Consider the following 18752-nt stretch of genomic DNA (forward strand, 5'->3'; position numbering starts at 1 on the left):
GAGGATCGCGATGTCCATTGGCGCAAATGCCTTCAAAGTTGTCGTTGACGACAATCGTCGCACGGACGGTGCTGGGCTAAGCCTGTGCCAGTGAACGAACCGGGCTGCATCGCCGTCGGTTGAGATATCCAGCTAAGCTACTGGCAAAAATTCATTTTTGTCAACGGAGGTTGAGCGTCGTCACTGGCGTAAATGACATCAATACTGTCGTTTTCGCCTCTGGATGCGCGTGGATTGCGGCGTCGGTTCGTTCGCACCAACCCTCGACCCAACAGGAGAACTGCCATGAAAGTCTTTGCCATCGGATCGGCGCTCAAGCCCATCACGGACGAATTGCGCAAGGAGATGATGCCGAAGGAAGTGCCGGATACGCTGCGGCTCTATCTCGACGGCAAGATCGAGCAATTCTGGTTCCGCGACGACAAGCCCGGCGTGGTGTTCCTGATGAATGTCGACTCGGTCGAGCAGGCCAAGGCGACCATCAACGCGCTGCCGCTCGCCGCCGGCGGCATTTTGGGATTTGAGATGATCCCGGTCGGCCCGCTCAAGCCGCTCGGCCTGTTGCTGCAGAGCCGGTGAGCGGCGCAGGCTTGCGGGTTTGAAGCACACCGGGCGGCCCTCGCGGCCGCCCGGCCTCGCTTTGCCAGCAAAGACATCGAACGGCTGCGATGCGATCGGTGCGGCTACCATCGCGGCCGCGCCTGTCCTATACCTCGGCGATGACCCGCGACGAATTGGTCGCCGCCTACACGGCGGCGGGCCGCCACTATCACAACCTCGCGCATATCGAGGACTGCCTCGCGGCGCTCGCGCGCGTCGACGGCCTCTCGGCAGCCGAGCGCGAGATCCTCTCGGAAGCGATCTGGTGGCACGATGTCGTCTACGATCCGACCCGGCCGGACAATGAGGAGCTCAGCGCGCAGCTCGCCGAACGGCATGTCCGCGCTGAGATCAGCCGTGAGGTCGGCCGCCTGATCCGCCTGACGAAGACGCACGACGTGCAGGCCGGCGATCGTCTCGGCGCGATCCTGATCTCGATCGATCTCAGCATCCTCGGCGCCGAGCCCGCGCGCTACGATGCCTATGCCACGGCGATCCGGCAGGAGTTCATCCACGTCGGCGATGCCGGCTATCGCGCCGGGCGCGCCAAGGTGCTCCGCCACTTCGCCGAGCGTTCGGTGATCTTCCCCGATCCCGGTTTTGCCGCGACCTATGACCGCCGCACCCGCGACAACCTCGCGCGCGAATTGGCGTCGCTCGGCTGAACCTGCGCGTCGGTGCCCGGCTTGGGCTAGAACTCTATTCTGAATTTGAGCAGCAGACTCCGCTTCACCTCGCCCCGCGTGCGGGGAGAGGCATAGGCCGCCTACGGCGGCCGTTCTCAAGAACGCCGAAGCGAAGCTTCGGCTACGACGCATCGCTAGATGCATTCCGGGTGAGGGGGAGCCTCCGCAAGCACAGCCATCACCGGATATGCGGAAGCGGCCCCTCACCCCAACCCTCTCCCCGCAAGAGCGGGGCGAGGAGCGCAGCGCCGTCGCGGCCGCGATGCGATTCATCTCATCACGCGCTACCGCACCGGCTCCTTGATCTCATTTTCCGCCGCCACCGCTTGCGTCGGCCCCGTCGAACGCACCATCAAGAACGTTCCCGAGAACCGTGTGCCGCGGATGCTCCAGCGTCCGTCGATCTCGGTCGCGTCGGCATTGACCGCGCCTTCATAGTGGACGGTGTCATAGCCATAGCCCGGCGGCTCGTAGCGCTTGACGAAGGTGACCGCGCTGCCGGAGCGGTGACCGGCAAGCGAGGCATTATGGGTGCTGAGCGGGCAGCCCGGCATCACGCAAGGCTCGGTCACGCTGCCGCCGAGTGCGCCGCCGGCGTCGATCAGCGTCGCCAGGAACGTGACCATGCCGCTTGGCTGCACATAGCTGCCGTCCCAGACGCCGGTGAGATTGTCGGTCATGCTGCTCGTCCGGATTGCGCGCGTCGAATTGCAGTGATCGATGTGGTGCAGGCAGCGCCTCAACGCAAGTCGCGCGCGCCGCGGCGCGGTTGCCTGATCGGGCAAAAGGGTCTGTAATCCAGCCCAACAGATCAAGAAGAATTTTGGGAGCTGACAATGACGGGAGAGGCGAAAACCCATTACGAGGTGATCGTGGTCGGCGCCGGCGTCGCCGGCATCTACCAGATCAAGCGGCTCGCCGATCTCGGCATCGATGCCACCGTGCTGGAAGCCGCGTCCGATCTCGGCGGTACCTGGTACTGGAACCGCTATCCCGGCTGCCGCTTCGATTCCGAGAGCTACACCTACGGCTTCTCGTTCTCGCGCGAGCTGCTCGACGAGTGGCACTGGAAGGAGCGCTTCTCCGGCCAGCCGGAGAATCTGCGCTACCTCAACTACGTCGCCGACAAGTTCGACCTGCGCCGGCACATGCAGTTCAATTGCAAGGTCGAGGCCATGCAGTTCGACGAGGCGCGCGACCTCTGGCAATTGGAGATCAGTGACGGCCGCACGCTGACCTGCCGCTTCGTCGTGCTGGGGATCGGGCTGCTGTCGGCGCCGACCATGCCGCGCGTGCCCGGGATCGACGACTTCAAGGGCCGCTCGTTCCACACCTATTACTGGCCGCACGAGCCGGTCGATCTCGCCGGCAAAAAGGTCGCCGTGATCGGCACCGGTGCCACCGGCATCCAGCTGATCGGCGAGATCGCCGACAAGGTCGGCGAACTCACGGTGTTCCAGCGCCGGCCGAACTGGAGCGCGCCGCTCAACAACAGCGCGATATCGGACGCTGAAATGGCCGACATCCGCGCGCGCTATGACGAGATCTTCGCCGCCTGCGCGCTGACGCCCGGCAGTTTCGTGCACGGCCCCGACAAGCGCGGCTTCTACGAAGTGAGCCGCGAGGAGCGGCTGAAGACGTGGGACAAGCTCTACGACGAGCCCGGCTTCGGCATCTGGCTCGCAAATTTTCGCGAGATCTTCATGGATGAAGCCGCCAACGCGGAGCTGTCGGAATATATCGCAGGCCGCATCCGCGGCCGCGTCAACGATCCCAAGGTCGCCGAGAAGCTGATCCCGCGGGATCATGGCTTCGGCGTGCAGCGCCTGCCGCTGGAGACGCGGTATTTCGAGGCCTACAACCGCGACAATGTGCAGCTCGTCGATCTCAGCGAGACGCCGCTGGTGCGCGTCACCGAGACCGGCCTGCGCACCACGGCGCGCGACTACGACTTCGACATCATCGTCTACGCCACCGGCTTCGACGCCATCACCGGCGCCTACGACCTGATCGACATCAGGGGCATCGGCGGCGAGAAACTCGCCGACAAATGGAAGCAGGCGCCGTCGACCTTCCTCGGGATGCTCGTGCACGGCTTCCCGAACCTGCTGATGCCGACCGGCCCGCAAAGCGCCTCCGCGTCGACAAACTTCCCGCGCGGCATCGAGAACGGCGTCAACTGGTGCACCAACCTGCTGCAATACATGTGGGCCCGCGGCCTGACCCGCGCCGACGCAACGCTAGAGGCGCAGGAGCGTTGGACCGCGCATGTCGTCAAGATGTACGAGATCATGCTGATGCGCAAAGCCAAGTCCTGGTTCACCGGCTACAACTCCAACGTCGCCGGCCACGAGGAGGGCACGGTGCGCTACTTCGTCTACAACGGCGGCACGCCGAAGTTCTTGGGGATCATCAACGGCGTGGCGGAGAAGGGGTATCAGGAGATTGCGTTTGGAGCGGGGCGCGGCGTGCGGGCGTCGGCGGTCGGCTCGACGGTGTAGAGCTTTTGCCTAGTGGCGATATCATCCTCATTCAACGCACGATTGCTACGATCCGTCCTCCTCTTCACCATTCCAGGCAAGCGCCAATACGCTTGCACCTTGAGAGCTAAAGCGGCAATTGAACAATATGCATGCGAGCTCGGGCGAGTGACTTCCGAATGGAGTCCGAGCCAAACTCGGCCCTGAGTTCTGCAAACAAGTTCTCGAGGCTTCTCTCGATCCGACCGATCTGCAAAACCAAAGCATTTCGTTCTACCCGAGACATTGCTCGACCTCTCGCGTGAACGAACGGTTCGAAGCCGTCCAGCACTTGGATTGCGTGGCCGCGACGATTTTCGTTTGCGATCATCGTGAGAACGAGTTCGCTCTTCTCCATAATGGCGTCAAATCGGGTTACCGTACTACTGCCGTCGCGTTCCTCAAGTTGCATGAGAAGACGCAGCGCATAAGTATCAATTTGAAATGTCTCGAAGCCTGCTGATGCGGCTGCGCGCTTATCCGTAGCCATTTGCGAGATAGGATTTCGGCTTGAGAATCGCTGAGAGCTGCAATTGTGAAAAGGTTGTAGAGCGTCTGGTAAAGACTTTTGTCGGTCCTAAAATTCATCTCCGTCGCTAACGTCTTCAGATCGAGTTCTCCAGACTCGATTCCTAACTGGCGTTCGAATTCTTTTGCTAGTCCAGATCCGACAGGTGGACTTGCGTTCTGAATATTGGTTGCTTCGCTGGTGAACCCAGAGCCCAAGAACAGCAATGTGCTCGACGGGTCCAATTTAGTTGGTAACAATAGCAATCCCCCCGCAATCGTGCGCTAAGCGCAACCGCCCGTAGCGCGTTGCGCAATCATTGGTAGTGAACGATATCAAGATATCTTGAAAAGAGAAAGGGCAGGTTTGAGGGCCCGCCCTTTAGTCCTTTGATGGATGCCCGGGTCAAGCCCGGGCATGACGAGCGGTGAGGGCGATACCTCACAACACCCGATTACTCTCCTTCACCTTCTCCGCGTCGAGATACAGGTTCTCGCCCATCTCCTTGAACTTGGCGCTCATCGTCGCCATGCCGTCCTCGATAGTGCCTGACATCGACGCCCCGACACCCGTCGGGTCGTTGAGCGTCGCGGCGTAGTCGCGGACGTCCTGGGTGATCTTCATCGAGCAGAATTTCGGGCCGCACATCGAGCAGAAATGCGCGACCTTGTGGGCTTCCTTCGGCAGGGTCTCGTCGTGGAAGTTCTTCGCGGTCTCGGGGTCGAGGCCGAGGTTGAACTGGTCCTGCCAGCGGAAGTCGAACCGAGCACGGCTGAGCGCATCGTCGCGGAGCTGCGCGGCGGGGTGGCCCTTGGCCAGGTCAGACGCGTGGGCCGCGATCTTGTAGGTGATGACGCCGACCTTGACGTCGTTGCGGTCGGGAAGACCCAGATGCTCCTTCGGCGTGACGTAGCAGAGCATCGCGCAGCCGAACCAGCCGATCATCGCCGCGCCAATGCCCGAGGTGATGTGGTCATAGCCCGGCGCGATGTCGGTGGTCAGCGGGCCCAACGTATAGAACGGCGCCTCGCCGCATTCCTTGAGCTGCTTGTCCATGTTGATCTTGATCTTGTGCATCGGCACGTGGCCGGGGCCCTCGATCATGACCTGGCAGCCCTTGTCCCATGCGATCTTGGTCAATTCGCCGAGCGTCTCCAGCTCGGCAAACTGCGCGCGGTCGTTGGCGTCGGCGATCGAGCCGGGACGCAGGCCGTCGCCGAGCGAGAACGAGACGTCATACTTGCGCATGAGGTCGCAGATCTCGTCGAAATGAGTGTAGAGGAAGCTCTCCTTGTGATGCGCGAGGCACCACTTCGCCATGATCGAGCCGCCGCGCGAGACGATGCCGGTGACGCGGTTGGCGGTGAGGTGGATGTAGGAGAGGCGCACGCCGGCGTGGATCGTGAAATAGTCGACGCCCTGTTCGCATTGCTCGATCAGGGTGTCCTTGTAGAGCTCCCAGGTCAGCTTGACGGGATCGCCATCGCACTTCTCCAGCGCCTGGTAGATCGGCACGGTGCCGATCGGCACCGGCGAGTTGCGCAGGATCCATTCGCGGGTGGTGTGGATGTTGCGGCCGGTAGAGAGATCCATCACGGTGTCGGCGCCCCAGCGGATCGCCCACACCATCTTGTCGACCTCTTCCTCGACCGACGAGGTCACCGCCGAGTTGCCGATATTGGCGTTGATCTTGGTCAGGAAGTTGCGGCCGATGATCATCGGCTCGAGCTCGGCATGGTTGATGTTGGAGGGGATGATGGCGCGGCCGCGCGCGATCTCGTCGCGGACGAATTCCGGGGTGATGAAGGCCGGCACTGAGGCGCCGAAGCTCTCGCCGTCGGCAAGGGCGGCTTCCGCGCGCTCGAGCTGCTGCTTGCGGCCGAGGTTTTCGCGCTCGGCGACGTAGATCATCTCCTTGGTGATGATGCCGGCGCGGGCGAATTCGAGCTGCGTGATCTTGTGGCCGTCGAGCCCGCGCAGCGGCGCGTGGTGTGCGGTGAACGCCTTGGCGGCGTGGGATGCGCCGACATTGCCGTTGTCCTCCGGCTTGATGGTGCGGCCTTCATATTCCTCGACGCCGCCGCGCTCCTTGACCCAGGCCAGGCGATTGCGCGGCAGGCCGGAGTTGACGTCGATCGTGACGGCCGGATCGGTGTAGGGGCCCGACGTGTCATAGACCGGCAGGTTCGGCTCGCCGGCGCCTTCCGACAGGATGATCTCGCGCAGCGGCACGCGGACATCGGGCGCGCTTGCCGGCGTCGCGAAGATCTTGCGCGAGGCGGGCAGCGAGCCGGTGGTGACGGCGGGACGAGTGGTATCGGGGTTGGAGCGGATGTTCATGAGGGATCCTCCTTACTTCAATTCGTTGGCATTGCTGCGCGAGAAACAATTACCGCTGTCATCCCCGCGAAAGCGGGGATCCAGTATTCCAGAGGCCGCGATGGGATACGGAGAAGCCGCGGCGTACTGGATCGCCCGGTCAAGCCGGGCGATGACGGCAGGGTGTGTGGAACGAGAGTTTGCATCACGCGGCCTCCGCGTTGAGGCCGAGCCATTGCCGCACCCGTGCGTCGGGGTCGGCGTTCTGGGTGACGTCACTGACGACGGCGATCGAGTCGGCACCGGCGGCGAAGATCTCGGCGGCGTGCTCGAACTTGATGCCGCCGATCGCGACAAGAGGGATCGAGCCGATCCGCTTCTTCCACTCGGTGATCTTCGGAATGCCCCGCGGCTCGAACCGCATCGACTTCAGCGTGGTGAAGAAGATCGGACCGAGCGCGACATAATCGGGCTTGGCGGCGAGCGCGGTGGCGAGCTCAGTGTCGTCATGGGTGGAGACGCCGAGCGTCAGTTTTGCCTTGCGGATCTCGGCGAGGTCGGCCTCAGCGAGATCTTCCTGGCCGAGATGCAGATGCTCGGCGCCGGCAACGATCGCGGCGCGCCAGTAGTCGTTGACGACGAGTTTCGTGGGCGTGCCCTTGGTCACCGCGAGCGCGTCGCTGACGATCTGCAACGCCCCGGAATCGTCGAGCTCTTTGGCGCGCAGCTGGATGGTGCCGACGCCGAGTTTGGTCAGTCGCTCGACCCATTTGATGCTGTCGACGACGGGGTAGAACGGATCAGGATACGGCATGCCAGAACGGGGTCCCAACGACAGGGGTGGAGGGGGAGGCGAAGTCGCGGGCTTCCATCAGCCCGGCTTCGTACGCGGTGCGGCCGGCCTCGACGCCGAGGCGGAAGGCGTTGGCCATCGCAACGGGATCGGCGGCTTTTGCCACGGCGGTGTTGAGCAGCACGGCGTCATAGCCGAGCTCGAGCGCCTGCGCCGCATGCGACGGCGCGCCGAGGCCGGCGTCGACCACCAGCGTGATATCGGGCAGGCGATCGCGCAGCAGCTTCAGCGCGTCGCGGTTGGTGATGCCTTTTGCACTGCCGATCGGCGCGGCCCACGGCATCACCACCTTGCAGCCGGCCTCGACCAGCCGCGAGGCGACCGAGAAATCCTCGGTGCAATAGGGGAACACTTCGAACCCGTCCTTGATCAGGATGCTGGCGGCCTCGACCAGGCCGACCACGTCGGGCTGCAGCGTGTCGTTGTCGGCGATCACCTCGAGCTTGATCCAGGGCGTGCCGAACAATTCGCGCGCCAGCTTTGCGGTGGTCACCGCCTCGCGCACGCTGCGGCAGCCGGCGGTGTTCGGCAGCACGGTGACGCCGAGCTCGCGGATCAAGGACCAGAACGCATCGCCGGTCTTGCCGCCCGCGGCTTCGCGGCGGAGCGATACCGTGACGATGCTGGCGCCGGACGCGCGGATCGCGTTCTGCATGATCGCAGGCGAGGGATACAGCGCCGTGCCGATCAGCAGGCGGGAGGGGAAGGTTTTGCCGTAGAAGGTGACCATGTGTCTCCTCAAATCAATCTGTCGTCCCTGCGAAAGCAGGGACCCATAACCACGACCGGCAATTGGCGGAGGGAACGTCGCCCCACGTGCCTTATTGAGGGGCCGCGGAGTATGGGTCCCTGCTTTCGCAGGGACGACGCGGGGAGGGAGTGCGTGCTGGCCATCATCACCCTCCCTGCCGCGGCGTGATGATCTCGATCTCGTCGCCGGCTTTCAGCGCGGTCTCGGCCCAGCGGCCCTTCGGCACCACGTCGTAATTCACTGCGATCGCGAAATGGCTGCCCTCGTAGTCGAGCTCGGCCAAGAGCGCGTCGACGCTGGCTGCGTTGATCTCCCGTTGCTCGCCGTTGACGATCACGCGCATTGCATCACCTCATTGTCGATCTCGCCGCGCGAAAGATAGGCGAGCGTCAGCTCGGCCAGTGCCGGCGCCAGCAGGAAGCCATGACGGTAGAGTCCGTTCACCGTGATGCGTTCCTGCTCGATCCTGATTTTCGGCAGATTGTCTGGGAAGGCTGGCCTGAGCCCGGCGCCGAACTCGACGATGCGTGCCTCGCCGAACGCCGGATGCACGACATAGGCGGCGCCCAAGAGCTCCAGCGCCGAGCGCACGCTGACGCCATTGTCCTCGGCCTCGATCGAGGTCGCACCCAGCATGAAGCGGCCGTCGCCGCGCGGGATCACGTAAAGCGGCCAGCGTGGATGGATCAGCCGCACCGGACGCGTCAGCTCGACCTCCGATGTCTCGATGATGATCATCTCGCCCTTGACGCCGCGCAGGCTCGGCTCGCGGTCGCGTGCGGCTAGTCCCCGGCAGTCGATCACGAGGCCGTCCAGATCATCAGCCTCGGCATCGCTGCCGAACTTGATGGCGCCGCCGGCCTTGGCGATCGCGGCATGCAGCCGTGGCAGCACGCGGCGCGGTTCGACATGGCCCTCCTCGGGATAGAACAGGCCCTCGCGGAAGCGGCCCTCGAGCGACGGCTCGAGCGCGCGAACGCCCTCGGCATCGAGCCGGCGATGGCCTGACGTGAGGCGGGCAAAGCGCTCGAAATCGGCGCGGTCGCGCGGATGCGCCACCACCAGCGAGCCGTTGAACGCCGTTTCCGGGAGATGCTGCCGCCACAGGTCGAGCGAGCGGATGCCAAGGCGCGTGATCAGGGGCTCGGCGGCCTCCTCCTCGCACCAGGGCGCCAGCATTCCGCCGGCCCAGTGGCTTGTGGATTCCGTCATCCCAGCGTCACTGCGCTCATGCAGGGTGACGGCACGTCCGGCCTCTGCGAGCAATAGCGCATGCCAGGCGCCGGTTATGCCTGCGCCGATGATGGTGACGGGGGAATCCCCCCGCGGTCTTGACGTCTGATACATCCCTGTCCCTTCGCCGGCATGACCCGGATCAGGTTCAAAGGGTCACCGCGGTCCCGGACTGTTCGCCTACTGGCCAGTCCAAGCTTGCGGTATCTCAGCTCCTCCTTCGGAGCACCCCTCGGAACGCCCCTAATGTAGGCGGATGGGCGGATGTGTCAACTTGTATGCCAAGTTGTATGCCAAGGTAGGGAACGCGACGCACTTATTTGGAAGTCTGTTCCGGCTGCGGCTCGGCGCCATCGGCCGGCATTTGCTCTTGTTTGGCGAGCTCCTTCGGCGGTGCACCGGCGCCGCCATGCTTCGCCTCCTTGAGGTGACCGCCGCGCTGCCGCTTTGCGACGTAGTAATACCCGCCGGCGAAATAACGCACGGCTCGGTCATGATCGCCATTGGCGGCGCGATAGGCGCCTGCGAGATATTTGACGCCGTATTTGAGGTTGGTGCCGGGGTCGCGCAGACCCTCGGCGGTACCGGTGTAGCCGAGCCCGCGCGCGGTGCCGAGCTTGATCTGCATCAGCCCGATGGTGCCGCCGCGCCCGATCAGCTGCGGATGGTACTTGCTCTCGCGCACGATGACGCGATGCACCAGCTCCACCGGCACCAAATTGGCCTGGGCCTCGGCCGCGACCATCGCCTCATATTGCGCGCGCGATTGTGCACTTGCGCTTCCGCAGAACGCCAGCACCGCGATGGCGGCGACAAGGTAGCTAAGGCTCTGGAGGGTCTTCATCTCGGGTCGCTCGGGGTGATCAAACGCGCGTCGGTTCTGCGGTCTCATTGGTACGGCGAGCGGGCAGGAATGTGGCAAAACCTTCGCATCAGCGAACGTTGTGCGTCCGTGATTGTCCGGCCCTGCGGTGAGCCGAACGACGCGATTGCGAGATGCTTCAAATTGTTCGCATCAATCGTCTCGACTGAAAATTGTCGTCGGCTCAAATTCTGGCCGCTAATTTTCTCGATCGATTTTGCCGCACGCGATCGACAACAGTTTTTCGTGCAAACGACGGAGCGAAGGTTTACACTTCATCCCACGACAGAGTGGGCGCGTTCAGTCAGCACATCTGTCCAGTCCAAAGCACGCAAAAAAACATCACTCGGGAGATGCGCCATGGTCCGTCAGGACACAGGCTATATGCCTCGCGAAAATCCCTGCGCGCAATGCGGCAAGCCGATTGCCCGCCCCGATTGGGTGGAGCACTGCGAGGGACGCACGTCGTTCCTGTGGAATTGCCGCGCCTGCAATTACCGCTTCGAGGCGATCGCGATCTACGACACGGCGCAGCTCACGCCGCTCGCCGCCTGATGCCTTAGCTATCGGTCAGCGTCGTTATCGGTCAGCGTCATCGCCGATCAGGTCAGCCTGATCAGGCCGCGGATTTCCGCGCCAACTGCAGCTGTTGCCGCGCCGGCAATTCGATCCGGACCACGAGCCCGTGCGGCTTGCGATCGTGCAGTGACAGCGTGCCGCCATGCGCGAGCACGATGGCGTTGGCGATCGACAGGCCAAGGCCGAAGCCTTCGGCCTCGTCCATGTTGCGCGCCTGGTCGCCGCGCACGAACGGCTCCAGCACGCTCGCCTTGTGCGCGTCCGAAATGCCGGGGCCGTCGTCCTCGATGTCGATGACGAGGCGATCCGGCTTGACGTCGAGGCGGACGGCGACTTCGCCGCCGAAGCGCACGGCATTGTCGACCAGATTGGTGATGCTGCGATGCAGGTCGGCGGGTCGCGCGGTCGCCATCGCGTGCTGCGGTCCCACGTAGCTGACCTTGTGTCCCATGTCGGCGAACTGGTCGGTGACGAGGTGCAGCGTGCTCGCGATGTCGACCAGCGTCATCTCCTCGAGCTTGCGATCGTTGCGCAGGAACGACAGCACCGACTCCAGCATCGAGCGCATCTGGTCGAGGTCGCGGAGCATGCGGTGGCGATGGGTCTCGTCCTCGATGAACTCGGCGCGCAGCCGCATCCGCGTGATCGGCGTGCGCAGGTCGTGGCTGATGGCGGCCAGCATCTTGGTGCGATCGTCGATCAATGCCGTGATGCGCTCGCGCATCCGGTTCAGCGCCTTTGCCAGCGAGCGGATCTCCTCGGGACCGCGCTCCGGCAGCGGCGCGGCGGCGCCGTTCAGGCTGAAGGTCTCGGCGGCCTTGACGAAGGACGACAGCGGCGCGGTCAGCGCCCATGCCGCCCACAGGCCGAGCAAAGTGACGCTGATGACGGCGAACAGCACCGTCATCATCCAGGGGCCGCCCCAGAACGGCCGCATGTGCTGATCCGGCATCAGGTTGGCGGCGAACATGGCGCCGTCCGGCAAGCGGATCGCGACGCGGCGGATCTCGCCGTCACGCGGCGTGCTGCCCGCCCCGCGGGGCAGGGAGTAGACATGATAGCCGGCGCCGAGCCGGCGCAGTGCATGCAGGCTCGGCGGGTCGGTCTCGGTCAGCGCGCCGGTATCGGAGTTGAAGTCGCCGATCGCAAGCTGCGGGAAGGCTCTGATGATGTCGGCCTGCAGCCGCGGCCGCTCCGATGCCGGGGTATGCCCGAGCAATTGCGCGGCCGCGGCGAGCTGGGTGTGCCAGCGATCGGACGGCTCCGGCCTATCAGGGCGATGGATCAGGAAGGTGGCGGTGATGATCAGGTGCAGCGCGACGATCGAGACGACGACCAGCGCCGCCATCTGGGCGCCGATCCCCCGCAGACTCAGCACGCGCAGCAGCTTCATGGTCAGTTGCTCGTGGCGGCAACCGCCTCCACCCTCGGAGTGAACACATAGCCGCCGGAACGCACCGTCTTGATCATGGTGGCTTCCTGCGGGTCGGGCTCGATCTTGCGGCGGATGCGGCTGACCAGCACGTCGATCGAACGCTCGAACGAGCCGGCGCTGCGGCCCTGCGTCAGGTCGAGCAGGCTGTCGCGCGACAGCACGCGGCCGGGCCGTTCGCAAAAGGTGCGCAGCAGGTCGAACTCGGCGCTGGTCATGGCGACCCGCGCGCCTTCGGGGTTGCGCAGCTCGCGCAGGCGGATGTCGATGCGCCAGCCGAGGAAGGTCAGCGTGGTCGCCCCTTCGATCGCGCTGGCATTGCGCGCGGCGGCCTGCCGGCGCAGCACGGCGTTGATCCGGGCCAGCAGCTCGCGCGGGTTGAACGGTTTTGCGAGGTAGTCGTCGGCGCCCATCTCGAGGCCGAGGATGCGGTCGACGTCCTCGCCGCGCGCGGTCAGCATGATGATCGGCGTCTGCGACTCCGCGCGCACCTTGCGGCACAGGCTGAGGCCGTCCTCGCCGGGCAGCATGACGTCGAGCACCAGGAGATCGACGCGGTGGTCGGTCATGGCCTTGGCCATTTCGCGACCGTCCGAGGCGGTCGTGACATGACAGGAATTGGTGCGGAGATATTTTGCGATGAGGGACCGCGTTTCGCGGTCGTCCTCGACGACGAGGATATTGGGCGCAGCCTGGGTCATACCGATCTTTTGTCCGTGATTCGGGGAAAGCGGCTCAGGAATTTTGTTTCAGTGTATGTCTGAAATCTTGTGCGGCAGAACGAGTTAGCAGGTCGGCGGTGCGGAGAAAAGTTATCGTTCCGTCATCAAGCCTAATGCGTTGAAATACGGGTGGATCTCTCCCGGGCCGGGCTCCGCCCCGAGCCGCCCGCCGGCCCAGGAAAGGGAAGGGTGGCTGTCGTATCCGGGGCCGGAACCCGTTCCCCCGGCGACGCGTTGTTTCTCTTTCAGGTCAGGGAGGGTGAGATGGCTGTCGAGGTCAGGACAAGGCCGCATCAGCTCATTGCAAGCGATCGCGTTGAGGGGACGGCGGTGCGCCGGGCCAATGGCGACATGATCGGCCATATCGAGCGGCTGATGATCGACAAGATCTCGGGCAAGGTGTCGTACGCAGTACTGAGCTTCGGTGGCTTCCTCGGGATCGGAACCAATCTGATTCCGCTGCCGTGGGGCCGGCTGCAGTACAATACGAAGTTCGAGGCCTACGAGCTCGACATCGAGGATGATGAGCTGAAGCGCGCGCCGTCATTCCGCGCCGACAAGGATTTCGATTGGGGCGACCGTTCGCAGGAAGTCGAGCTGCATCGCTTCTACGGCGTGCCGCCTTATTGGGGCGGCTTCTGAGCGCGGTCAGGTGCGCGCATGATCGACGCATGTCGATCGATGACGCGGCTGCGGGGGGCGTGTGTCCACTTGCGCAGCGCGGTTCGCCGGGACGACTTAGTGAGCCAAACATCGTCACATCAGGAACTGCGCGTCCGGCGCAGTCGTGAGGCTCAACCGCGGCTTACTTGAGAGGCGACGGTCGCTTTCGTCAAGGAGCGCAACACTGCGTGCGCCGGAAGGTCCACACGCTCGGTCTGCTGCATCGCGCGTTCGGCGCTGCCACAGACCGAAGCGGCGTTTGACCGCAGTTCCGTTAGGAACGGTTGCGGAGATGACGGGTTCTCCATGCATCGATTTTGCGAAATGAGGAGAGCCATCATGTTGGTCAAATCCATCATCGCCGGCGCCGCCGGCACAGCGCTGCTCGCAACCGTCGCCTTTGCGCAGACGCCCACCGACAAGGGCGACAAGATGTCTCCTGCGGCGTCGCCGGCTCCTGCGGCATCGACGTCTTCCACGTCGCCGACCGAGTTCAAGGGCAACTGGCGCGCGTCGAAGGTCGTCGGCCTCAGCGTGTACAACGACAAGAACGAGAGCGTCGGCTCGATCAATGATCTGCTGATGGAGAAGGGCGGCACCATCAAGGCTGTCGTCATCGGTGTCGGCGGCTTCCTTGGCGTCGGCGAGCATCTGGTCGCCGTGCCGCTCGACAAGGTGAAGTTCTCAAGCGAGCCGATCGCCTATACCGGCGCCTCGAACACCGGCGGCGGCAGCAGCAACAAGATGTCGCCGACAAGCACTACGGGTACTGCGCCCGCGGCGCCGGCGGCGACGGCGAAGCCCAATCCCTGGTATCCCGACCACGCGGTGTTCAACGCGTCCAAGGATGAGCTGAAGGCGATGCCGGAGTTCAAATACTCGACCGAGTAACGCGGATCGCATCACGTGAAAGACAAGCGCGCCCGGTGATGCCGGGCGCGTCTTGTTGTGCCACAAGCCTGCGCTCGGCTGCTGGCCTCACCAGCCGAGTTCGCGCAAGTAAGCCGCGCGGGCGGCAACGCCGGTGTGGGTGAAATCCGTGAACACCCCGTCGACGCCGAGACGGAAGAACTTCAGATATTCGAGGCTTGGATCGTTGCGATAATCGGCAGCCAGATATTTCTTCTCGTCCCGGAACGTGAAGACGTGCACGAACAGGCCGAGCTTGTGCGCGTCGGCAATCACGCTGGTCGCTTCCTGCGTCGAGGCCTCCGCCGTCGATCCCTTGTAGGGCTTGCCGTCGGCGCCAGCGTCCTTCCAGGGCGAGATCTTGTACGGCACGATATGGGCCTTCCACGGACCGATGCCGTCGGCATAGGTCTTGATCTCAGCGAGGCCTTCCGGCGTCAGCATCGCATCGAAGGTGCGGGCGTCACCTGCGACCGTCCAGTCGTAGGGACGGGAATTGGCGATATTGTTGAGCAGTACCTTGCCGGTCTTGAAGTCGACGCCGTTGCCGTCGATCAGCTGGACCTGCCGCGTCTCCAGGCCGTGACTGCGCATGTATTTCAGGCTGCCGGGCTCGAAGCTCTGCACGATGATGGGCGCGTCCTTCGAATTGAGGCCGTTCTCCTTGATGATCTTGATCAGGGCATCCTCGAGCGGATGGCTGCCGGGCGCGCCGCAACCATTGGCGATCGCTTGGGCATTGTTCCAGGTCGGATTCTTGGTTTCCGGATAGACCGAGATCGAGCGCCCCGTCGCCTTGCTCTTGGCCTTGGCGATGTCGATGATGTCCTGGAAGCTGATGATCGGGAATTTGCCGTTGAACAGTTTCGGCCGTTCGTTGGCCGCATCATAGGTGGTGCCGGCGATCCACTGCCTCAGCTCGGCCATGGTGAAATCGGTGATCGACCAGTCATTGGTGTGGTCGTCACCGTCGACGATCAGCGCTTTCAGCACCGATTTGGGATCGGCCGGATCGATGAGATCGGTCGGATATTCGGCCGGCCCGCTGGTCGGCGTCTGCGCCCATTTCACCTTGACGGGAACGCCCGGCGCCGTGCGCTTGCGGGCCGCAACCTCGGCGTTGGTCTTCGCCACTTCGGCGACGTTGGTGTTGTCGCCGAGCCATGGATTGTGCCGCGCCACCAGCACGCAATCCTTGGTCAGATGCAGGTCCTCTTCGAGCGAGTCCGTTCCGAGGTCTGCGGCCAGCTCATACGATGCTTCGGTCTCCTCGGGCACCAGGCCCGGCACGCCGCGATGTCCGATGACGAGCGGCTGCTTGCCGTCGACGGTGAGGAAGGGTTTGGCGCCTGATGGCGCCGAGCCGGTTTGCGCCGACGCCATCGACGGCAGCAGCACCGCCAAGGCCCCACCGAGCAGCATCGCTCTAATGTGTAGTTTCCGTCCTGAACGAATCTGCTTCACGGGCTCGCCTCCATCTCTGTCTGGCATCGGGCGATGCCATAGTGCCGAGCCGAACGCGGCCGACGTAGTCGTCTTCTTGTCTTAGTCTCCTGACAGTCCGATGACTGCCACGGTCGCGCACGCGCGTATTACTCGGGCGTTTGTCGCCGGTCAGTCCTTCGCAGTCCACCGGAAGCATTTCCGAAAGGGCCGACCGCGCGAACAAACCGGCCTTGCCGGCCGCGCATGGCCCGCCGATCACACGGATAGTTGAAGCCCCGCGCTCGAATAAATCGCATCCGATTAAATCGGGATACTTGAAGGCCGGCCGCGCCATGCCTTTATCAGGCGCGAGCGAATTAATCGTATGCGATGTAAATCGCGGGAGCGTTACCCATGACCACCAGGATTTCCCATTTCGCAAGGACGTTCAAAACCATCGCGCTGGCTGCGGCGCTGTCGGCCATCACGGCGACGGCGGCCTCGGCCCAGGCCGCGATCTCCGAGCCGGCCGCCTTCCAGGCGCTCTATCCGTATCGCGACGTGCTCAACAACGGCGCGCCGACGCCCGCGGCCAAGCTCGTGCTGGAGCCGCCGGCGGTGCTGCAGAGGCTTCAGGCGGAAGAGAGCGGCATCGGCGTCGTTCGCCTGCCGCGGCACAGTTCGCATCGTGCCGGGCGCTGAAGCAGCCGCCCAATCGGATGCGGATCGCGCGCCTGTGATTGAATGATCTACGTCATACTATTGACGATGGGCGCGCGCCGACTACGTCGAAATACAGGACTTTCCCTTATGACGGAGACGTTCCATGACCAAGCAGATCGACGACCTCTCAAGGTACTATCGCTACGAACTGGTGCACGGCGACCACGCTGATTTCATCGCCTATCAGCGCAATCTTGGCGATGGCGTCTGGCAAACCTATTCGACCTGGATGATCCCGAGCGCGAATGCGGAATAGCGCCGGCTGACGACGCAATCATCGATGCCTGTCGCGACATGAAAAACGCGCCCGGTGTGGCCGGGCGCGTTTTCATTGGCTCCTGGTGGGCGCGCATTCAGCGGACCCGGCCGGTTCTTCGCGGCGTGTGTCAGTTCGACTTCACCAGTGGGCAGCCGCCCTTGTCGAGCGGGCGGAACGCTTCGTCGCCGGGCACCGTGGCGATCAGCTTGTAGAGATCCCACTCGTTCTTGGATTCCTCGGGCTTCTTGGTTTCGAACAGATACATGTCGTGCACCATGCGGCCGTCGATGCGGATATGGCCGTTCTTGGCGAAGAAGTCGTTGATCGGCGTCTTGCGCATCTGCTCCATCACCTTCGGCGCTTCGTCGGTGCCGATCGCCTCGATCGCCTTCAGGTAATGCATGGTCGCCGAGTAGAGGCCGGCTTGGATCATGGTCGGCATGTGGCCGACCTTCTCGTTGAAGCGCTTCGAGAAGGCGCGGGTCTCGTCGTTCATGTCCCAGTAGAAAGCGTCGGTGACGATCAGGCCCTGCGTCGCCTTCAGACCCAGTGCGTGGGTGTCGGTGATCTCCATCAGCAGCGCGATCAGCTTCTGGCCGCCCTGGGTCAGGCCGAACTCGGCGGCCTGCTTCAGCGCGGTGGTGGTGTCGCCGCCGGCATTGGCCAGCGCCACGACCTTGGCCTTGGAGGCCTGCGCCTGCAGCAGGAAGGACGAGAAGTCCGACGAGTTGAGCGGATGGCGCACGTCGCCCAGCACCTTGCCGCCGGTCTCCTTGACGACGTTGGCGGCGTCGCGCTCCAGCGCCATGCCGAAGGCGTAGTCGGCGGTGACGAAGAACCAGGTGTCCTCGCCGCGCTTGACCATCGCCTTGCCGGCGACGTTCGACAGCGCGTAGGTGTCGTAGGTCCAGTGCACGGTGTTGGGCGAGCAGGCGGTGCCGGTGATGTCGGATGAGCCGCCGCCGGAATTGATGTGGATCTTGTTCTTCTCGCGCGTCAGCGCCGAGATCGGCAGCGCGACCGACGAGGTCGGCACGTCGAGGATCGCATCGACCTTGTCGTTGTCGTACCAGTTGCGCGCGATGCTGACGCCGACGTCGGGCTTGTTTTGATGATCGGCCACGACGACCTGGATCGGCTTGCCCTTCACCTTGCCGCCGTAATCGGCGACCGCCATCTCGACCGCGGCGACCGAGCCCTTGCCGGTGGCGTCCGCATAGAGGCTCGACATGTCGGTGAGCACGCCGAGCTTGACGACGTCGTCGGAGATCTGGGCGTTGGCCGCGGTGCCGGAGGCCGCAAGCGCGAGGCTGGCCGCCGCTGCGGCCAAGAGCGATTTCATCGTGTTTCTCTCCCTGATTTTTCGTCGAAGATTGCTTCCACGGGCACCTTCTATCCGGTGCGGCAACCTGTCGCAAAGACGACTTTTTGGGCATGCGGCGGATGGAACGCCGGGATCGGCGAGGGGCGCGGGACGAGTTGGATGAGCTGGGTCGAGCGACGGCTTTAGTGCACCTCTCCCGCTTGCGGGGGAGGTCGGCGCGCAGCGCCGGGTGGGGTTCTCTCACAATATGACTCGTGGAGAGCTGTCTCTTATACACATCTCCGAGCCCACGAGACATGTCCAGCAATCTCGTATGCCGTCTTGTGCGTGTAAAGGGGGGGGGGGGGGGGGGGGGGGGGGGGGGGGGGGGGGGGGGGGGGGGGGG

The 18752-nt window shown here is 63.9% G+C and carries 20 protein-coding genes and 1 riboswitch; of the genes, 8 read left to right on the forward strand and 12 right to left on the reverse strand.

Annotated features, from left to right (window positions below; genetic code table 11):
* Nucleotides 1-285 precede the first annotated feature (285 nt).
* Both QMZ05_RS35530 and QMZ05_RS35535 read left to right on the forward strand, forming a co-directional pair.
* Nucleotides 286-579, forward strand: coding sequence for a hypothetical protein (locus QMZ05_RS35530; protein ID WP_353704985.1), 294 nt, complete (start codon nt 286-288; stop codon nt 577-579).
* A gap of 140 nt (nt 580-719) precedes the next feature.
* Entirely contained in the window at nt 720-1265 is a 546-nt protein-coding gene (locus QMZ05_RS35535; RefSeq protein WP_353705001.1) for a phosphohydrolase, read from the forward strand.
* Nucleotides 1266-1570: 305 nt separating this feature from the next.
* Here the strand turns inward: QMZ05_RS35535 and QMZ05_RS35540 are convergent, their stop codons facing one another.
* A complete protein-coding gene (locus QMZ05_RS35540) occupies nt 1571-1966 on the reverse strand; it encodes a hypothetical protein (RefSeq protein WP_353704986.1) in 396 nt (131 codons plus the stop codon).
* A gap of 156 nt (nt 1967-2122) precedes the next feature.
* Between QMZ05_RS35540 and QMZ05_RS35545 the strand changes: the two genes are divergently transcribed.
* Nucleotides 2123-3787, forward strand: coding sequence for an NAD(P)/FAD-dependent oxidoreductase (locus QMZ05_RS35545; RefSeq protein ID WP_353704987.1), 1665 nt, complete (start codon nt 2123-2125; stop codon nt 3785-3787).
* A gap of 106 nt (nt 3788-3893) precedes the next feature.
* On the opposite strand, the gene QMZ05_RS35550 is transcribed toward QMZ05_RS35545, so the two are convergent.
* The 7 genes from QMZ05_RS35550 to QMZ05_RS35580 all read right to left on the reverse strand — a co-directional run bounded on the left by QMZ05_RS35550 (nt 3894) and on the right by QMZ05_RS35580 (nt 10313).
* Nucleotides 3894-4295, reverse strand: coding sequence for a hypothetical protein (locus tag QMZ05_RS35550; RefSeq protein WP_353704988.1), 402 nt, complete (start codon nt 4293-4295; stop codon nt 3894-3896).
* A 459-nt stretch (nt 4296-4754) separates the two neighbouring features.
* Entirely contained in the window at nt 4755-6653 is a 1899-nt protein-coding gene (thiC, locus tag QMZ05_RS35555) for a phosphomethylpyrimidine synthase ThiC (RefSeq protein WP_353704989.1), read from the reverse strand.
* 184 nt (nt 6654-6837) lie between these two features.
* Complete coding sequence (thiE, locus tag QMZ05_RS35560; protein ID WP_353704990.1) at nt 6838-7446, reverse strand: thiamine phosphate synthase; 609 nt, start codon at nt 7444-7446, stop codon at nt 6838-6840.
* Nucleotides 7433-8215 (reverse strand): thiazole synthase, encoded by a 783-nt coding sequence (locus QMZ05_RS35565; protein ID WP_353704991.1) that lies wholly within the window; start codon nt 8213-8215, stop codon nt 7433-7435. Before QMZ05_RS35565 ends, thiE begins: the two co-directional genes overlap by 14 nt.
* 166 nt (nt 8216-8381) lie before the next feature.
* Entirely contained in the window at nt 8382-8579 is a 198-nt protein-coding gene (thiS, locus tag QMZ05_RS35570; RefSeq protein ID WP_279707074.1) for a sulfur carrier protein ThiS, read from the reverse strand.
* Entirely contained in the window at nt 8570-9583 is a 1014-nt protein-coding gene (locus QMZ05_RS35575; RefSeq protein WP_353704992.1) for an FAD-dependent oxidoreductase, read from the reverse strand. The genes thiS and QMZ05_RS35575 overlap by 10 nt, the downstream gene beginning before the upstream one ends.
* A riboswitch (TPP riboswitch) is annotated at nt 9571-9712 on the reverse strand. It overlaps the preceding gene by 13 nt.
* Before the next feature lie 73 nt (nt 9713-9785).
* A complete protein-coding gene (locus QMZ05_RS35580; protein ID WP_353704993.1) occupies nt 9786-10313 on the reverse strand; it encodes a lytic transglycosylase domain-containing protein in 528 nt (175 codons plus the stop codon).
* 378 nt (nt 10314-10691) lie between these two features.
* Here QMZ05_RS35580 and QMZ05_RS35585 point away from each other — a divergent pair, with 378 nt between their 5' ends.
* Nucleotides 10692-10886: a hypothetical protein gene (locus QMZ05_RS35585; RefSeq protein ID WP_353704994.1), complete on the forward strand. Its 195-nt coding sequence runs from the start codon at nt 10692-10694 to the stop codon at nt 10884-10886.
* A gap of 61 nt (nt 10887-10947) precedes the next feature.
* On the opposite strand, the gene QMZ05_RS35590 is transcribed toward QMZ05_RS35585, so the two are convergent.
* Complete coding sequence (locus QMZ05_RS35590; RefSeq protein ID WP_353704995.1) at nt 10948-12303, reverse strand: ATP-binding protein; 1356 nt, start codon at nt 12301-12303, stop codon at nt 10948-10950.
* A gap of 2 nt (nt 12304-12305) precedes the next feature.
* Nucleotides 12306-13043 carry a response regulator gene (locus tag QMZ05_RS35595; RefSeq protein WP_021079973.1) on the reverse strand — a complete coding sequence of 246 codons (738 nt, stop codon included), beginning with the start codon at nt 13041-13043 and terminating at the stop codon, nt 12306-12308.
* A 285-nt stretch (nt 13044-13328) separates the two neighbouring features.
* Here QMZ05_RS35595 and QMZ05_RS35600 point away from each other — a divergent pair, with 285 nt between their 5' ends.
* Complete coding sequence (locus QMZ05_RS35600; RefSeq protein WP_353704996.1) at nt 13329-13706, forward strand: PRC-barrel domain-containing protein; 378 nt, start codon at nt 13329-13331, stop codon at nt 13704-13706.
* A gap of 360 nt (nt 13707-14066) precedes the next feature.
* Nucleotides 14067-14618: a PRC-barrel domain-containing protein gene (locus tag QMZ05_RS35605; protein WP_353704997.1), complete on the forward strand. Its 552-nt coding sequence runs from the start codon at nt 14067-14069 to the stop codon at nt 14616-14618.
* A gap of 87 nt (nt 14619-14705) precedes the next feature.
* Here the strand turns inward: QMZ05_RS35605 and QMZ05_RS35610 are convergent, their stop codons facing one another.
* Complete coding sequence (locus tag QMZ05_RS35610; RefSeq protein WP_353704998.1) at nt 14706-16100, reverse strand: glycerophosphodiester phosphodiesterase family protein; 1395 nt, start codon at nt 16098-16100, stop codon at nt 14706-14708.
* 375 nt (nt 16101-16475) lie between these two features.
* Between QMZ05_RS35610 and QMZ05_RS35615 the strand changes: the two genes are divergently transcribed.
* Together QMZ05_RS35615 and QMZ05_RS35620 are read left to right on the forward strand one after the other, a co-directional pair.
* Complete coding sequence (locus QMZ05_RS35615; RefSeq protein WP_353704999.1) at nt 16476-16763, forward strand: hypothetical protein; 288 nt, start codon at nt 16476-16478, stop codon at nt 16761-16763.
* A gap of 124 nt (nt 16764-16887) precedes the next feature.
* A complete protein-coding gene (locus QMZ05_RS35620; RefSeq protein ID WP_353705000.1) occupies nt 16888-17040 on the forward strand; it encodes a hypothetical protein in 153 nt (50 codons plus the stop codon).
* A gap of 130 nt (nt 17041-17170) precedes the next feature.
* On the opposite strand, the gene QMZ05_RS35625 is transcribed toward QMZ05_RS35620, so the two are convergent.
* Nucleotides 17171-18385: an ABC transporter substrate-binding protein gene (locus tag QMZ05_RS35625; protein ID WP_050629935.1), complete on the reverse strand. Its 1215-nt coding sequence runs from the start codon at nt 18383-18385 to the stop codon at nt 17171-17173.
* Between the last annotated feature and the right edge of the window lie 367 nt (nt 18386-18752).

Origin of the sequence: Bradyrhizobium sp. INPA03-11B (genome assembly GCF_040446015.1) — a bacterium.
Lineage (GTDB): Bacteria > Pseudomonadota > Alphaproteobacteria > Rhizobiales > Xanthobacteraceae > Bradyrhizobium > Bradyrhizobium macuxiense_A.

Excerpts from the sequence above, each read along its gene's own strand:
- QMZ05_RS35530 (WP_353704985.1), top strand. The coding sequence starts at position 286 with ATGAAAGTCTTTGCCATCGGATCGGCGCTCAAGCCCATCACGGACGAA.
- QMZ05_RS35535 (WP_353705001.1), top strand. The coding sequence starts at position 720 with ATGACCCGCGACGAATTGGTCGCCGCCTACACGGCGGCGGGCCGCCAC.
- QMZ05_RS35540 (WP_353704986.1), bottom strand. The coding sequence starts at position 1,966 with ATGACCGACAATCTCACCGGCGTCTGGGACGGCAGCTATGTGCAGCCA.
- QMZ05_RS35545 (WP_353704987.1), top strand. The coding sequence starts at position 2,123 with ATGACGGGAGAGGCGAAAACCCATTACGAGGTGATCGTGGTCGGCGCC.
- QMZ05_RS35550 (WP_353704988.1), bottom strand. The coding sequence starts at position 4,295 with ATGGCTACGGATAAGCGCGCAGCCGCATCAGCAGGCTTCGAGACATTT.
- thiC (WP_353704989.1), bottom strand. The coding sequence starts at position 6,653 with ATGAACATCCGCTCCAACCCCGATACCACTCGTCCCGCCGTCACCACC.
- thiE (WP_353704990.1), bottom strand. The coding sequence starts at position 7,446 with ATGCCGTATCCTGATCCGTTCTACCCCGTCGTCGACAGCATCAAATGG.
- QMZ05_RS35565 (WP_353704991.1), bottom strand. The coding sequence starts at position 8,215 with ATGGTCACCTTCTACGGCAAAACCTTCCCCTCCCGCCTGCTGATCGGC.
- thiS (WP_279707074.1), bottom strand. The coding sequence starts at position 8,579 with ATGCGCGTGATCGTCAACGGCGAGCAACGGGAGATCAACGCAGCCAGC.
- QMZ05_RS35575 (WP_353704992.1), bottom strand. The coding sequence starts at position 9,583 with ATGTATCAGACGTCAAGACCGCGGGGGGATTCCCCCGTCACCATCATC.
- QMZ05_RS35580 (WP_353704993.1), bottom strand. The coding sequence starts at position 10,313 with ATGAAGACCCTCCAGAGCCTTAGCTACCTTGTCGCCGCCATCGCGGTG.
- QMZ05_RS35585 (WP_353704994.1), top strand. The coding sequence starts at position 10,692 with ATGGTCCGTCAGGACACAGGCTATATGCCTCGCGAAAATCCCTGCGCG.
- QMZ05_RS35590 (WP_353704995.1), bottom strand. The coding sequence starts at position 12,303 with ATGAAGCTGCTGCGCGTGCTGAGTCTGCGGGGGATCGGCGCCCAGATG.
- QMZ05_RS35595 (WP_021079973.1), bottom strand. The coding sequence starts at position 13,043 with ATGACCCAGGCTGCGCCCAATATCCTCGTCGTCGAGGACGACCGCGAA.
- QMZ05_RS35600 (WP_353704996.1), top strand. The coding sequence starts at position 13,329 with ATGGCTGTCGAGGTCAGGACAAGGCCGCATCAGCTCATTGCAAGCGAT.
- QMZ05_RS35605 (WP_353704997.1), top strand. The coding sequence starts at position 14,067 with ATGTTGGTCAAATCCATCATCGCCGGCGCCGCCGGCACAGCGCTGCTC.
- QMZ05_RS35615 (WP_353704999.1), top strand. The coding sequence starts at position 16,476 with ATGACCACCAGGATTTCCCATTTCGCAAGGACGTTCAAAACCATCGCG.
- QMZ05_RS35620 (WP_353705000.1), top strand. The coding sequence starts at position 16,888 with ATGACCAAGCAGATCGACGACCTCTCAAGGTACTATCGCTACGAACTG.
- QMZ05_RS35625 (WP_050629935.1), bottom strand. The coding sequence starts at position 18,385 with ATGAAATCGCTCTTGGCCGCAGCGGCGGCCAGCCTCGCGCTTGCGGCC.